The sequence below is a fragment of the Streptomyces sp. URMC 129 genome, from assembly GCF_051386415.1.
Taxonomy (GTDB): domain Bacteria; phylum Actinomycetota; class Actinomycetes; order Streptomycetales; family Streptomycetaceae; genus Streptomyces.
The window spans coordinates 1-12,630 of sequence record NZ_JBPQTQ010000036.1; the positions used below are offsets into that span (position 1 = coordinate 1).

At 71.4% G+C, this 12,630-nt stretch carries 13 protein-coding genes; 1 reads left to right on the forward strand and 12 read right to left on the reverse strand.

Features of this window, described 5'->3' with window-relative positions; all coding sequences use genetic code 11:
- The 3 genes from ACSNOC_RS10240 to ACSNOC_RS10250 form a co-directional block, all read right to left on the reverse strand.
- Positions 1 to 811, reverse strand: an 811-nt coding sequence (locus ACSNOC_RS10240) for an MFS transporter (protein WP_436747001.1), incomplete at its 3' end; no start/stop codon positions are given.
- Positions 812 to 822: 11 nt separating this feature from the next.
- Positions 823 to 1,719 carry an alpha/beta hydrolase gene (locus ACSNOC_RS10245; protein WP_436747002.1) on the reverse strand — a complete coding sequence of 299 codons (897 nt, stop codon included), beginning with the start codon at positions 1,717 to 1,719 and terminating at the stop codon, positions 823 to 825.
- 187 nt (positions 1,720 to 1,906) lie between these two features.
- A complete protein-coding gene (locus ACSNOC_RS10250) occupies positions 1,907 to 2,536 on the reverse strand; it encodes a hemerythrin domain-containing protein (protein ID WP_436747003.1) in 630 nt (209 codons plus the stop codon).
- A gap of 261 nt (positions 2,537 to 2,797) precedes the next feature.
- On the opposite strand from ACSNOC_RS10250, the gene sigJ reads away from it, so the two are divergent.
- Positions 2,798 to 3,781, forward strand: a complete 984-nt coding sequence (gene sigJ, locus ACSNOC_RS10255; RefSeq protein WP_436747004.1) for an RNA polymerase sigma factor SigJ — start codon at positions 2,798 to 2,800, stop codon at positions 3,779 to 3,781.
- A 62-nt stretch (positions 3,782 to 3,843) separates the two neighbouring features.
- Here sigJ and ACSNOC_RS10260 read toward each other — a convergent pair whose 3' ends face one another.
- From ACSNOC_RS10260 to ACSNOC_RS10300, 9 genes are all read right to left on the reverse strand, one after another.
- Positions 3,844 to 4,137, reverse strand: a complete 294-nt coding sequence (locus ACSNOC_RS10260; protein WP_436747005.1) for a hypothetical protein — start codon at positions 4,135 to 4,137, stop codon at positions 3,844 to 3,846.
- Between the two features lie 21 nt (positions 4,138 to 4,158).
- Positions 4,159 to 5,502, reverse strand: a complete 1,344-nt coding sequence (locus ACSNOC_RS10265; protein WP_436747006.1) for a cation:proton antiporter — start codon at positions 5,500 to 5,502, stop codon at positions 4,159 to 4,161.
- Positions 5,503 to 5,901: 399 nt separating this feature from the next.
- Positions 5,902 to 6,267: an antibiotic biosynthesis monooxygenase family protein gene (locus tag ACSNOC_RS10270; RefSeq protein WP_436747007.1), complete on the reverse strand. Its 366-nt coding sequence runs from the start codon at positions 6,265 to 6,267 to the stop codon at positions 5,902 to 5,904.
- A gap of 6 nt (positions 6,268 to 6,273) precedes the next feature.
- Positions 6,274 to 7,233, reverse strand: a complete 960-nt coding sequence (locus tag ACSNOC_RS10275) for an NAD(P)H-binding protein (RefSeq protein ID WP_436747008.1) — start codon at positions 7,231 to 7,233, stop codon at positions 6,274 to 6,276.
- Entirely contained in the window at positions 7,208 to 7,756 is a 549-nt protein-coding gene (locus tag ACSNOC_RS10280) for a flavin reductase family protein (protein ID WP_436747009.1), read from the reverse strand. Before ACSNOC_RS10280 ends, ACSNOC_RS10275 begins: the two co-directional genes overlap by 26 nt.
- 186 nt (positions 7,757 to 7,942) lie before the next feature.
- A complete protein-coding gene (locus tag ACSNOC_RS10285; RefSeq protein WP_436747010.1) occupies positions 7,943 to 8,491 on the reverse strand; it encodes a flavin reductase family protein in 549 nt (182 codons plus the stop codon).
- A 68-nt stretch (positions 8,492 to 8,559) separates the two neighbouring features.
- Positions 8,560 to 9,909: a cation:proton antiporter gene (locus tag ACSNOC_RS10290; protein WP_436747011.1), complete on the reverse strand. Its 1,350-nt coding sequence runs from the start codon at positions 9,907 to 9,909 to the stop codon at positions 8,560 to 8,562.
- Positions 9,910 to 9,990: 81 nt separating this feature from the next.
- Positions 9,991 to 10,488 (reverse strand): cupin domain-containing protein, encoded by a 498-nt coding sequence (locus ACSNOC_RS10295; RefSeq protein WP_436747012.1) that lies wholly within the window; start codon positions 10,486 to 10,488, stop codon positions 9,991 to 9,993.
- 410 nt (positions 10,489 to 10,898) lie between these two features.
- The gene (locus tag ACSNOC_RS10300) at positions 10,899 to 12,536 is read right to left on the reverse strand and encodes a DHA2 family efflux MFS transporter permease subunit (protein ID WP_436747013.1); all 1,638 of its coding nucleotides are present in this window, start codon (positions 12,534 to 12,536) and stop codon (positions 10,899 to 10,901) included.
- Positions 12,537 to 12,630 lie beyond the last annotated feature (94 nt).

Sequence of the window (12,630 nt, forward strand, 5' to 3'; positions counted from 1 at the left end):
CGGCGGCCAGGGAGGTGGTCAGCAGGCCGAAGGAGGTGGCGTCGGCGTCGAAGACCGTCTTGGCGAGGAGCGGCACGGTGAGCTGGAAGTTGAGGCCGAACAGGCCGATCACGGCGACGAGCGAGATCGGCAGCATCAGGTCGGGTCGGCCGCGCATGTAGCGCAGGCCGTCGACGACGCCGGCGCGGGCGGCGGCGCGGCCGTCGCGCAGCAGTTCCTCGGTGCGCATCATCCGCAGGCCGGTCACCGTGGCGAGGTAGCTGACGGCGTTGATCAGCATCACCGGGCCCGTGCCCCAGGCGGTGATGAGGAGGCCGGCGATCGCGGGGCCGACGACGCGGGCGACGTTGAAGTACGCCGCGGACAGCGCCGACGCGTTGGGCAGGAGGTCGGCGCCGACCATCTCGCTGACGAACGCCATGCGGGTGGGCACCTCGACGGCGTTGACGGTGCCCAGCCCGAGGGCGAAGAGGTAGACGTGCCAGAGCTCGACCGCACCGGCGACCACCAGCAGGCCCAGCGCGAGGGCGAGGACGCCGGAAACCACGTTGGCGACGGTGAGCAGCAGCCGCTTGTCGTACCGGTCCGCGAGCTTCCCGCCGTAGAGCGTCAGCAGGAGCAGCGGGGTGAACTGGAGTGCCGTCACCAGGCCCAGTGCCGTTCCCGAGTCGTCGGTCATGCCGAGCACGAGCCAGTCCTGGGAGACGACCATCATCCAGGTGCCCGCGACGGAGACGACCTGTCCGCCCGCGAAGAGCCGGAAGTTGCGGACGGACAGGGAGCGGAACGTGGTGGTGAGGATCTTCTTCATGGCGCTTTCGGTCACACCCGGGCGGGGACGGGAACGGCCGACTCGCGCTGGGCGATGCACTCCTCCAGGAAGCCCAGGGCGCGCAGGTGGTAGGCGCGGGCGGCCCAGCCGAGGCTGATGTTGTGGCCGGTGTCCGGCTGGCGGTCGACGAGGACGCGGGGGGCGGCGAGCCGGGCGGTGAGGTCGGCGACGGTCTCCTCGTCGTGGTGCCACCAGGTCTCGTGCTCGGCGAAGGTGAGCCGGACCGGGACGCGGACGCGGGCGGCGACGCCGGGGAAGAGCTCGGCCCAGCGGGCGACTTCCTGCCGCTCGCGGGGCGGCATGGGCTTCACCAGGTGGGTGCTGAAGCGGAAGGTGTTGGGCGGGTAGAGGCTGAGCTTGCCCCAGTTGAGGGTCCAGTGGCCGGGGTGGCGCCGGTCGGTGGGGAGCTGGTCCAGGCGGGCGGCGTAGCGGTGGCCGCAGCCGGAGATGTCGATGCCGAGCCAGCGGTCGTCGGCGTCGTCGGCGGCGGCCGTCAGCGCGAGCTTGCCGCCGTAGGAGTGGGCCAGGACGAACAGCCCGGCGCCGGTGTCGTACCGGGCGGCGAAGTCGTCCAGGGCGGCGTGCAGCACCGCGGACTGCTCGGCGAGGGTGGCGCCCTCCGGGAGCTGGGCGGCGGAGTGGCCGTAGCCGGGGCGGTCCACGGCGAGGACGGTGTAGCCGAGGCTCGCGCCGAGGGCGAGGAGGGAGGTGCTGGGGTGGGCCTGGCCGTCGAAGTAGCCGGCGCTCATGCCGCCGCCGTGCAGGGCGACGACGGTCGCGCGGGGCGGGCCGTCGGGCTCGATGAGGAGGCCGGAGAGGGTCACGCTCCCGGCGTCGAGGGTGATGTGTCGTACACCGGGCGAGGCGTCGAGAGTGGGCGTGGTCATCCGCGGGTCACTGCTCCTTGTCGCATGGGGTGGGTACGGCCGTCCGGCCCGCGCCGGCCCCCGGTGGGGACAAGGTATCCGGGGACACGACGGGGCCGGTATTACGTGAACGCGCCCCGCAGGCTCAGTGGTGGGATCCGTGGGGTGCCGGTGTCGGTATCGGTGGCGGCTCCGGCACCGGCTCCGGTCAGAACTTCCAGAGCTGCTTCTTGTGGTAACGGGACTCCCAGAAGAGCTTGTTGAGAGCGCGGGCGGGCGGGGGCATGTTGACCAGGAACTTCTGGCGCTCGGCCGGCGAGATGCTGTCGAGGATCCACGGGATGTAGACCGCGGCGCCCTTGATCCCCTGGGCGCGGGCCATGCCCGCCGCGAAGTTCTTCCAGTCGGCGTTGGTGCACGTCTCCTGGATGAGCGGGAGCGCCGCCTCCTCCTCGTGCTTCATGTGGTCGCCGAGCACGGCCCCGAGTTCCTTGATCCTGTCGATGAGGTCGGGGGACTTGGTCGCCAGCGCCTGGTCGACGGCGGTGAGGACGGGGTCGAGCTGGCCGTGCTCGGCCTCCATCTCCCGCAGCAGCTCGTTGGGTTCGGGCTTGTCGCCCACCTTGCTCTGGACCGTCGGCCACAGGCGCTCGTCCTCGACGGTGTGGTGGATGTGGAGCTGGTGCTTGAAGTTCTCCCAGCCGGCGCGGACTTCGGGGGTGTCGGTCTTGCCCGCGACGGCGGCGGCCTCCAGGCGCTCCAGGTCGCGACGGAAGGCGTTGTGCGTCGCGAACATGACGTCGAAGTTGATGTGGTCCTGCTGCGCGTCAGCCATCATGCGCGCTGTCCCTTCTGTGGACATCGGTTCATCGGTTCTGCGGCGGCGGAACCCGCGGGTGTACGGGGACCGTTCACAGTTGGCGGTCCGCATACTCACGCTCGGCTCCCTCCTGCCAAGAGGAAGCTGACGTCGTGGATGTGACATCGGCGGCCCGGGGTGAGACGCAGGCCACATTTCCCGCGATCCGCCGTCGCGATGTCACATCCGGGTGTCCGGTGGCCCTCTCATCTGCGGAGCACGTCACAGGGGAGGCACACCATGTCCGACACACCGGCAGCAGACCCGGCCGATCCGTCCGTCGAGACCGCGACCAGCGTGTTCGTCGGCCACCGTGAACTGCTGTTCTCCATCGTCTACAACATGCTGGGCAGCGTCGCGGACACCGAGGACGTCCTCCAGGAGACCTGGCTGTCCTGGGCCCGCAAGTCGGGGCAGTCCACGGCGCCGGAGATCGGCAATCCCCGCGCCTACCTGATCCGCATCGCCGTCAACCACGCGCTGGCGCGCCAGGCGACGATCAGCCGCCGCCGCGAGACCTACGTCGGCCCGTGGCTGCCCGAGCCGCTGATCACCGACGCCTCCGACGCCGACGACGCCGCCGAGCAGGCCGTGCGCACCGAGTCGGTGTCGATGGCGCTGCTGGTGGTGCTGGAGACGCTGACGCCGCTGGAGCGGGCGGTGTTCGTGCTGCACGAGGTGTTCGGGTACGCGCACACGGAGATCGCGGAGATCCTCGGCCGCACGCCCTCGGCGGTGCGGCAGCTCGCGCACCGGGCGCGGGAGCACGTCCAGGCCCGGCGGCCCCGCTACCAGGCCGACCCGGATCTCCAGCGGCGGATCACCGAGCGGTTCGTGGAGGCCGCGCTGGGCGGTGACATCGCGGCGCTGATGCAGATGCTGGCGCCGGAGGTCACGTTCTGGACGGACGGCGGCGGCAAGACCCGTTCGGCGGGGCTGCGGCCGGTGAAGGGCCGCGCGAAGGTGGCCCGCCTGATGGCGGGGTACGCCTCCCGGCCGCCGAAGAACTTCGACGTGCGCTACATGCACGTCAACGGGGACCAGTCGGCCGTGGTGTTCTCCGGCGACTCGCCCTACGCGGTGGTCGTGATGGACCTGACCCCTGAAGGGGACCAGGTCCGCGAGGTGTACGCCGTCACCAATCCCGACAAGCTCTCCCGCGTCCGCCTGGCCGAGGACCCGGCGGCGGACGAGGAGGACCGGGACCCGGCGGACGCCCGCTAGGAACGGGCCGCATGACCCGGCCCCGAAGGGGGGACTCCCTCGGGGCCGGGCGGTGGCGGCCGTCAGGCGGCCGTGAGCGGAAGCACCCCGGCGCGGCCGTCGCGGGCCAGGAAGCGGTTCCGGCCCGGCTGGGCGAACCGGTCCCGCACCTGGGTCAGGATCGCCTGGTACTCCGCCTGCTGTTCGGCGGTCCAGGCGATCTGCTGAGGTGGTGCCGTCTCACGCCGGGGAGCCTCCCCGGCCCGCTGGACGGTGCCGGGGCCCGTCACGAAGATCGCGACCACCGAGAGCTGCGGCTGGTCGAGGTTGGTCGCCGCCGGTTCCCGGCGGTGAGCGGTGCGCTCGGTCGCGGACATGTGACGTCCTTCCACTGGGTGTTACGCGGTGGGGTCCTTGTCGGACGACATGCCCTGGAGCTCCAGCACCCTCAGCTCACGCAGATCCTCCTCCGCGGTGTGCTCCACCCGGGACATGGCCAGCCGCAGCAGCGGCGGGGCCATGACGGAGGTGAGCACCGCGACGAGCACGATGATGCTGTACATCTCGACGGTGAGAAGCCCGAGACGTACGCCGATCATGGCGATGATGACTTCGATCACGCCACGGGCGTTCATCCCGGCGCCGAGGGCGAGGGACTCCCATTTGTCCATCTTGCTGAACATGCCGCCGATGAAGGCTCCGACGAACTTGCCGATGACGGCGATCGCGACCACCGCCAGCGCCCACAGGGCGATCTCCGGATCGCCGAGCGCCGTGAGGTCCATGCGCAGACCGGCGGTGGCGAAGAAGAGCGGGGCCAGCACGGTGACCACGGTGGTGTTGAGGGGCTCCAGGGGCTTGACGTCCACGTCCTTGGCGGAGCCGATGAGGATGCCACACAGGAAGGCGCCGAAGACGGCCTCCAGTTCCAGGGCGTGCGTGCCGGCCGCGGCCAGGATGGTCAGCACGACGGCGGTCACGATGGGCAGCCCGCGCACGCCGGAGCGGATGGCCCACTGCATGGCGCGGCGGACGATGATCCGGCCGGCGGTGAGCGTCACCAGGAGCACGATGGCGAGGTGGCCGAGCGCGGTGGCGACGTCCCCGCCGCTGAGGCCGGAGGCGGTCGCCATCGCGGCCACCAGGGAGACCAGGACCCAGCCGACGGCGTCGTCGATGGTGCCGGCCACGAGGATCATCTGGCCGATGTTGCGGTGGATCAGCTTCAGGTCCATCAGCGTCCTGGCGATGACCGGGATCGCGCTCACGCACATGGCGACGCCGACGAAGCACGCGAAGACGGCCTGGTCGGCACCGTCCTCACGGAGCGAGCCGGGCAGCAGGAAGCCGAGCCAGATGCCCAGGCCCAGCGGCAGGACCAGTCCGGCCGCGCTCACCGTGGCGGCGCGACGGCCCTGGCGGCGTACGAGTTTCAGGTCCAGGTGCATGCCGGTGAAGCCGACGAGCAGGATGACGCCGAGCTGACCGAGGGCGTCGAGCAGGTGCATCTGGCCCGGGTCCTGCGGGAAGAGCCAGCCTCCCAGGTCCGGGAAGAGGTTGGACATCAGGGAGGGGCCGACGATGACGCCGGCGGACAGCTCGCCCACGATGGCGGGCATGCCCAGTCTCTCCGACAGGCGGCCGAGCAGCATGGCGAGGAGGAGCAGGACGCCGACCTGGGTGAGCAGTACCAGCAGCTCATGGTGCGCGATCGGGGGGACCGCGGCGGCAGCGAACGTCACGGATCAGTCCTTTCGTTCACAGTGCGGGACGTCGCCGTCCGCCGCCAGGGCATGCCAAAGGGACACTGCCCGGCGGAAAGCCGTGCCCGAAGCCGACCGGGAGGTATTGCACGGTGGGGACATCCCCGCGTAACGTGCTATCCGGAACGTCAGATTCCCGGGGTCGCGCCCATCCGGTGGTTCGCAGGCCCGGCACAGCGGAACGACAACGCGTGCGGGGGCAACCACACGCACGGCGTCATTGGGTGCGCGGGCATGGTGCTGTGGTCGTGCTGCGCTCAACGAGCGGTAGACGCAGTCTAGTTGGACACAACGCCAGCACAGGAGACCCTGGAACTAACTGTCCGGAGAATTCTGTGTGATCACCGGACGTCCGGACGCCGGTATGACGTCCGTCGCTCAGGCCACGCAGACGCCGGGCACCGCGATCCGCTCGTAGACATGCGGCAGGACGCGCACCCCCTCAGGGAACCGGTGGGCCCCGCGCTGGAACGCGGGATCGGCGAGGGTGTCGGCCAGCGCCTCGGTGGACTCCCACACCGCCACGTTCAGCAGCAGGTTGCTGCCGGCCGTGCCCCGGTGGATCTGCGCCGACAGGAAGCCGGGCCGGCTCCTGAGCAACGCGGCGTCGGCCCGGAAGGCCGCGATGACCTCGTCCATCTTTCCCTCGGGCACGACGAAGGTGTTCACCAGCACCACGGGGCCGGTCTTCTCCTGGAGCTGGACCGGCAACGGCGTCGCGGGGTCCAGGCTTTCGAGCTGCATCGGGTGCTACCTTCCACTGCCCACGGTGGGGCGGTCGGGAACGGTCAGGGACACCGGCGCGGGCGAGGGGGCCTGCGCGGGAACGCGGGCGAAGTCGGCGGCGTGGTCGGCCGCCCACCGGGCGAACGTCAGCGCCGGGCGGCCGGTGATCCGTTCCGCCTCGGAGGTGACGAACGCGGGCCGGCCGACCGCCTCTTCCTGGAGGCGCAGCACCGACTCCGCGATGCCCTCGGGCAGGTGACGCACGGCCATCAGGTGCCGGACGGCCTGTTCGCGCGGGATCCGCTCGAACCGGACGGGCCGCCCGATCGCCTGGGCGACGACACGGACCATGCGGCGGCGGGTGAGGGACTCGGGCCCGGTCACCGTGAGCGTCCGTCCCGTATGCTCGCCGGAGAGCAGCAGCCGGGCGGCCACGTCCGCGACGTCCCGCTCGTGGACGGGTGCCGCGGCGGCCATGGCGTGGGTCTCGCGGACCACGCCCGCGGCGCGGATGCCGGGCCCCCACGCCGTCAGCGCGTTGGCGGCGAACTCGGAGGACCGCAGGATCGTCCACCCCAGGCCGGAGGCGGTGACCGTCTCCTCCAGCAGCCGGTGCCAGAACACCAGCGGATCGGCGTCCTGGGCGGCCTCGTCGCGGACCGCCGCCGAGGACAGCAGCACGGCGCGGCGCACTCCCCGCGCGCGGGCCAGGGCCAGCAGCCGGCCGGTGAACTCACCGGCGGCGGCCGGGTTGACGAAGACGGCGGCGACGCCGTCGAGGGCGTCGGCCAGCGTGTCCGGCGTGTTGGGGTCGCCGGCGACGATCTCGGCCCGGCCCGGCAGCCGCGCGGTCAGCGGGTCGCGGGTCACGGCCCGGACCGGGGCGCCGGCGGCCAGCAGGGACGCCACGAGGGCGCGCCCCACCGTGCCGGTCGCCCCGGTGACGAGAACGGTCCGGTCAGCCGTCGAAGATCGGGTGAACACCGCGCGGCTCCTCCTCCAGAGCGCCGAGGAAGCCGCGGAAGAAGATCAGCGGCTCCTGCGACTGACGTGGCACGCCGAGTTCGAGCACCTCACCGACGAAGATGGTGTGGTCACCGCCGTCGAAGGCGTTGACGAGCCGGCAGGACAGGAACGCCAAGGCGTCGCTGAGCACCGGCACCCCCGTCACCGACGCGTGGTGGGCCACGTCCGTGATGGCGGCGGTGGACTTGCCCGCGAAGGCGAGGGCCGTCTTCTCCTGGTGGCTGGCGAGGAAGTTGACGGCGTAGGCGCCGGTGGTCTCCACCACCGAGCGCAGCCGCGACTCGTTGTGCAGGCAGAACAGCACCAGCGGCGGTTCGAGCGAGACGGACGTGAACGAGTTGACCGTGGTACCGGCCGCCGCCTCCCCGGTTCCGCTGGTGATCACGGTCACACCGGTGACGAAGAGTCCGCACACGTCGCGGAGCGTGCGGCCCGCGACGGGCCGCGCCTGCTGTGGCGCCTGGGTGTCCGCTGCGGTCACATGTACCCCCTGGGTCGTGGATGGTCTGGTGCCGCGTCGGTCAGGGTGTGCCCGTCGAGGAGCGGCGTGCGGTGCGGGCGGTCGCCAGGGCGCCGGATCGCTCTCGTTCCCCGGGGACGACGTCCGGGCGCGCCGCGACGGGGCGGGCCCCGGCCGGCGCGGCACTGGGGCCGGCGGCGGCCGGGGTCAGCCGTCGAAGATCGGGTGGACGCCGCGCGGCTCCTCCTCCAGCGCGCCGAGGAAGCCGCGGAAGAAGATCAGCGGCTCCTGGGCCTGCCGCGGGACGCCCAGTTCGACGACCTCGCCGACGAAGATGGTGTGGTCGCCGCCGTCGAAGGCGTTGACGAGCCGGCAGGACAGGAACGCCAGCGCCTCGCTGAGCACGGGCACCCCCGTCACGGAGGCGTGGTGGGCCACGTCCGTGATGGCGGCGGTGGACTTGCCCGCGAAGGCGCGGGCCAGCTTTTCCTGGTGGCTGGAGAGGAAGTTGACGACATAGGCGCCGCCGCCCTGCACGACCGGGCGCAGCCGCGACTCGTTGTGCAGGCAGAACAGCACCAGCGGCGGTTCGAGCGAGACGGACGTGAACGAGTTGACCGTGGTACCGGCCGCCGTCTCCCCCCGTCCCGCGGTGATGACGGTGACGCCGGTGACGAAGTGCCCGCACACGTCGCGCAGGGTCCTTCCCTCGACCGGTTTCGCCCGGTGCAGGGCCTCGGGGTCCGTAGTGGTCACGCGCATCCCCCTTGGGGTCCGTTGCGGTTGGCTGGAGGAACGGGTCGCGCGGTGGGTCGCGCGACGGATCAGGCGGGGCCCCTGGTCTCCGGCACGCGGCCGGTGCCCGAGGCGACGGCGTCCAGGTGGGCGGCCAGGTCCGGAGCCGGGGCGGCCGGGGGGCCGGTGGCCCCGGGCGCCGCGGGGCCGACGCGCAGGACGCGCAGCAGGGGCCCGGCCATGGTGGTGGTCAGCAGGGCCATCACCACCATCATGGTAAACATCTCGGCGTCGATGAGGCCGAGTTCGCGCCCGATGTCGAGGATGACGATCTCCGTCAGGCCGCGGGTGTTCATCAGCGCGCCGAAGGCGCCGGCCTCCCGCCAGCTCATCCCCGACAGCCGGGCCGGGATCGCCGCGCCGGCGAACTTGCCGACCACGGCGGCGCCGACGACCAGCGCCAGCGACAGCAGTCCGCCGGTGCCGAGCGCGCCGATGTCGACGGACAGGCCGGTGATGACGAAGAAGACCGGCAGCAGGATCCCGGCCGCCCGCTCCAGGGGGGTGGCGACGTGCTCGTGCAACTCGGCCGCCCCGCCGGGGTCGTGCGGCATGATCAGCCCGAACGCGAAGGCGCCGAAGATGGCGTGGATGCCGATCCAGGACGTCGCGTACGAGGAGAGGAACACCCCGGAGACGATCAGGATCAGCAGCGAGGCCGTGTCGCCGCGCCGGGCCGCCCGCCGCACCACGCGGTGCAGCACCGGCCGCACGATCAGCGCCATGCCCGTTCCGTAGGCGACGGTCCAGGCGACCACGGTGACGAACTGGCCCACGCCGCTGGCGTCCGCGATGGCGACCACCAGGACCAGCACGCACCAGGCGACCACGTCGCCGATGGCCGCGCAGGCCATGGCCATGGTGCCGACCCGGGTGCGGGACAGGCGGCTGTCCCTGATGATGCGGGCCAGCACCGGGAAGGCGGTGATGGAGAAGGCCGTCGCCAGGTAGAGCACGAAGGACAGCGCGCTGACGCCGTCGGCCCCGTGGGCGCCGAACAGCAGCGCGGCGGCGCCCAGGCCGAGGACGAACGGGACGGCCATGGCCAGCCCGGCCATGCTGCCCACCGTTCTGCCCTGGCCCCGCAGCCGGGTGAGGTCGAGCTCCCACCCGGCGAGGAACATGAAGAGGACCAGACCGACCTGGGCGATGGCCGACAGCATGGGCAGGCCGCCGTCCGGGAAGATGCGCGCGGGAAGGTCGCCCGGCAGCAGCCCCAGCACGCTCGGCCCCAGCATGATGCCGGTGGCGATCTCGGCGACCACCGGAGGCTGGTGGAGCCGTCTGCTCAGCCTGACCATGACGGCCCCCGCGAGCAGCACGATCGCGACATCGGCCATGACGATCGCTTCCATGGGCAGGCCGTCGGCCGCTGCCATGTCACCTCCAGAAGAGAAGGGAATGAGCGCGGCCGACGGGCCGTGGCGTCCGGTCCGCGGCCACGCTCGACGTCGTGTCCGCTACCGGGGGTCGGCCGGCGGGCCGCCGTGCGGGCCGCCCTGCGGCGGGTGGGCGACGATGCCGTGCCGCTCGCCCAGGCGGCGCAGGTCCTCCCACGCGGGGCGGGTGTCCGAGGCCAGCAGCGCGCTCAGCTCCTCGAAGAACACCTCGATGCCGCCGGGAGTCGTGGTGCAGAGCATCTTGCCGGGCCGCTCGGAGACGCAGAAGAAGGAGTGGGCCACGCCGCGCGGCCCGTACACCAGGGTCCCGGCGGGCGCCTTGTGGATCTCCTGGTCGATCTTGATCTCGAACTCGCCCTCGATGACGTAGAACGTCTCGTCCATGGCCTCGTGGACGTGGTAGAGCGAGCCCTCGCCGGGCGGCATGAACACCTCGTAGAACGAGTAGGCGCCGCCGGTGTCCTCGGCGCGGAGCAGGATGCGCGTCTCCTCGCCGCCGCCGTAGTTGATCGGCCTGACGTCATCCAGGTGGATGACTCTTCCTGCCTTCTCCGTCATGACGCCCTCCTGATGAGCGAGCTAGCGGACCGGCCGCGGCGATGCGGGAATGTGCCCGGCGGCTCCCGGCGGCGGCGGAAAGAACGCGGCGTGTGAATGCGCGCCGGATGAATACCAAGTGAGCGGCCGGAAACGGGAATTCGTCCGGCCTGCGATCGGAAGCCTGTACGGGAAGCGGCGCCATTTCGCGGATCTTTTCGAGTGAAGTGCGCGAACCGGCCTGCAAACAGGCATACTTCGAGCGCCGGAAAAAGCGTGACACGCTCTCAAGCCCGGTGTCAACCCTGTGATTTCCCGGCAAGCGGACCAGGCCGTGACCGGGAGGACCGGCGGGTGAATGCCAGTCCCCCGGTCACGGCCTGGGGGTGGGGCCGGTGGCCGGACCGGCGTCGGCCGGACCGGTGGCGGGGTCAGCCGGGAACGGCCGCGCTCTCGCCGCTCTCCGGCTGCGGCTGGGCGGCGGGCATGCCGTGCCCGTGACCGCTGGGGGTCGCGCCGCCCTTGAGGACGAACGTGGCGAGGGCGCCCGCCAGCAGGATGCCGGCGGAGACCATCACCGTCGGACCGAAGGCGTCCACGAAGCCGTTGCCGAAGACCTGGCCGGACAGCTCCTGGATGGTCTGGGCGATGTCCGCGGGGATGCCGTCGGGCAGTTCGGTGCCCTGCTCGGTGCCCACGTCCAGGCCCTCGTCGCCGGCCTCCTCGAAGCCGCCGACGAAGCCGTCACGGAACTCCGGCGGCAGCGCCTCGGCGCCCTTCTCCGCCTCCTCCACCAGCGAGGAGGCGAGCTGCGCCTGGAGCACGGCGCCGATCACGGCACCGGCCAGCACCGAACCGACCTGCCGCAGCGCGTTGTTCACACCGGAGGCGGCGCCGGTCAGGTGCGGCGGGACGTTCCGCATGACCTCGGAGGCCATGGGGGCGAAGGTGCAGCCGACGCCGACGCCGATGACCAGGAGCGGGCCGATGAAGGTGGTCCATTCGCTGTCGGTCTCGGCCGACGCGACGAGCCAGGTCAGGCCGGCCGCGAAGCCGCCGAGGCCGACGGTCAGCACGTACTTGCCGCCGAACTTCTCCGACAGCACACCGGCCGGGCCGGCGACCATCATGGTGGCCAGGGCGAGCGGCAGCAGCACCAGGCCGGTCTTCTGGGCGCTGAAGCCGAGCACCGACTGCATGTAGATGGTGGTCGGCAGGAAGAAGCCGATGACGCCGAACGAGACGGCGATGCCCATGAAGTTGACGATGGAGAAGTTCCGGTCCTTGAACAGGGAGAACGGGACCAGCGGCTCGTTGTCCTGCTGGGTGCGCTCGTAGGCCAGGAAGACCAGGAACAGGACGCCGGAGGCGCCGATCAGCGCCCAGATGCCGCCGTTCCAGTCGTACTTCTCGCCCTCGGTGAGGCCGAAGGCCAGGCAGAACAGGGCCGCGGAGGCCAGGGCCACGCCGGGGATGTCGAACCGGTGCTTGACCATGCGGCCGGTCACCGGCATGACCCGCAGGCCCATGAAGAGCACGAGCAGGCCCAGCGGGATGTTGATGTAGAAGATCCACCGCCAGTCGAGGTGGGTGGTCAGCACACCGCCCAGCGTGGGGCCGACGACGCCGGCGACACCGCCGGTCGCGCCCCAGATGCCCAGGGCCGCGCCGCGCTTCTCCGGGGGGAAGACGTCGGCGACGATCGACAGCGTCTGCGGCATCAGCATCGCGGCGCCGACACCCTGCACCGCGCGGAACGCGATGAGCTGGGTGGGGTCCTGGGCGAGGCCGCAGGCCAGGCTGGCGATGGTGAACACGGCCACGCCGGCGAGGAATATGTTCCTCTTTCCGCGCAGGTCGCCCAGGCGTCCGGCGGTGATGATCAGCGTTGCCAGGGCGAGAGAGTAGGCGTTGACAACCCACAGGACATCGTCCAGCGAGGCGTCCAGGTCATCCGTCAGATCCGGGATCGCGACGTTCACGATCGTCAGGTCCAGCAGGGTCATGAAAAACCCGAGGCAGAGAACGGCAAGAATCGCCCACGGGTTGCCGTGCCATTTCCTCAACACAAATCCTCCTTGCCGTGGGCGGCAATGGCGCTCACGGTCTCGTCGCCGCGCGCGTCGGGGTCAGCTTCCCGACCGCGCGGATTCAGGTCCATGC

Excerpts from the sequence above, each read along its gene's own strand:
- ACSNOC_RS10290 (WP_436747011.1), bottom strand. The coding sequence starts at position 9,909 with ATGGCAGCGGCCGACGGCCTGCCCATGGAAGCGATCGTCATGGCCGAT.
- ACSNOC_RS10270 (WP_436747007.1), bottom strand. The coding sequence starts at position 6,267 with ATGCAGCTCGAAAGCCTGGACCCCGCGACGCCGTTGCCGGTCCAGCTC.
- ACSNOC_RS10250 (WP_436747003.1), bottom strand. The coding sequence starts at position 2,536 with ATGATGGCTGACGCGCAGCAGGACCACATCAACTTCGACGTCATGTTC.
- ACSNOC_RS10295 (WP_436747012.1), bottom strand. The coding sequence starts at position 10,488 with ATGACGGAGAAGGCAGGAAGAGTCATCCACCTGGATGACGTCAGGCCG.
- ACSNOC_RS10245 (WP_436747002.1), bottom strand. The coding sequence starts at position 1,719 with ATGACCACGCCCACTCTCGACGCCTCGCCCGGTGTACGACACATCACC.
- sigJ (WP_436747004.1), top strand. The coding sequence starts at position 2,798 with ATGTCCGACACACCGGCAGCAGACCCGGCCGATCCGTCCGTCGAGACC.
- ACSNOC_RS10260 (WP_436747005.1), bottom strand. The coding sequence starts at position 4,137 with ATGTCCGCGACCGAGCGCACCGCTCACCGCCGGGAACCGGCGGCGACC.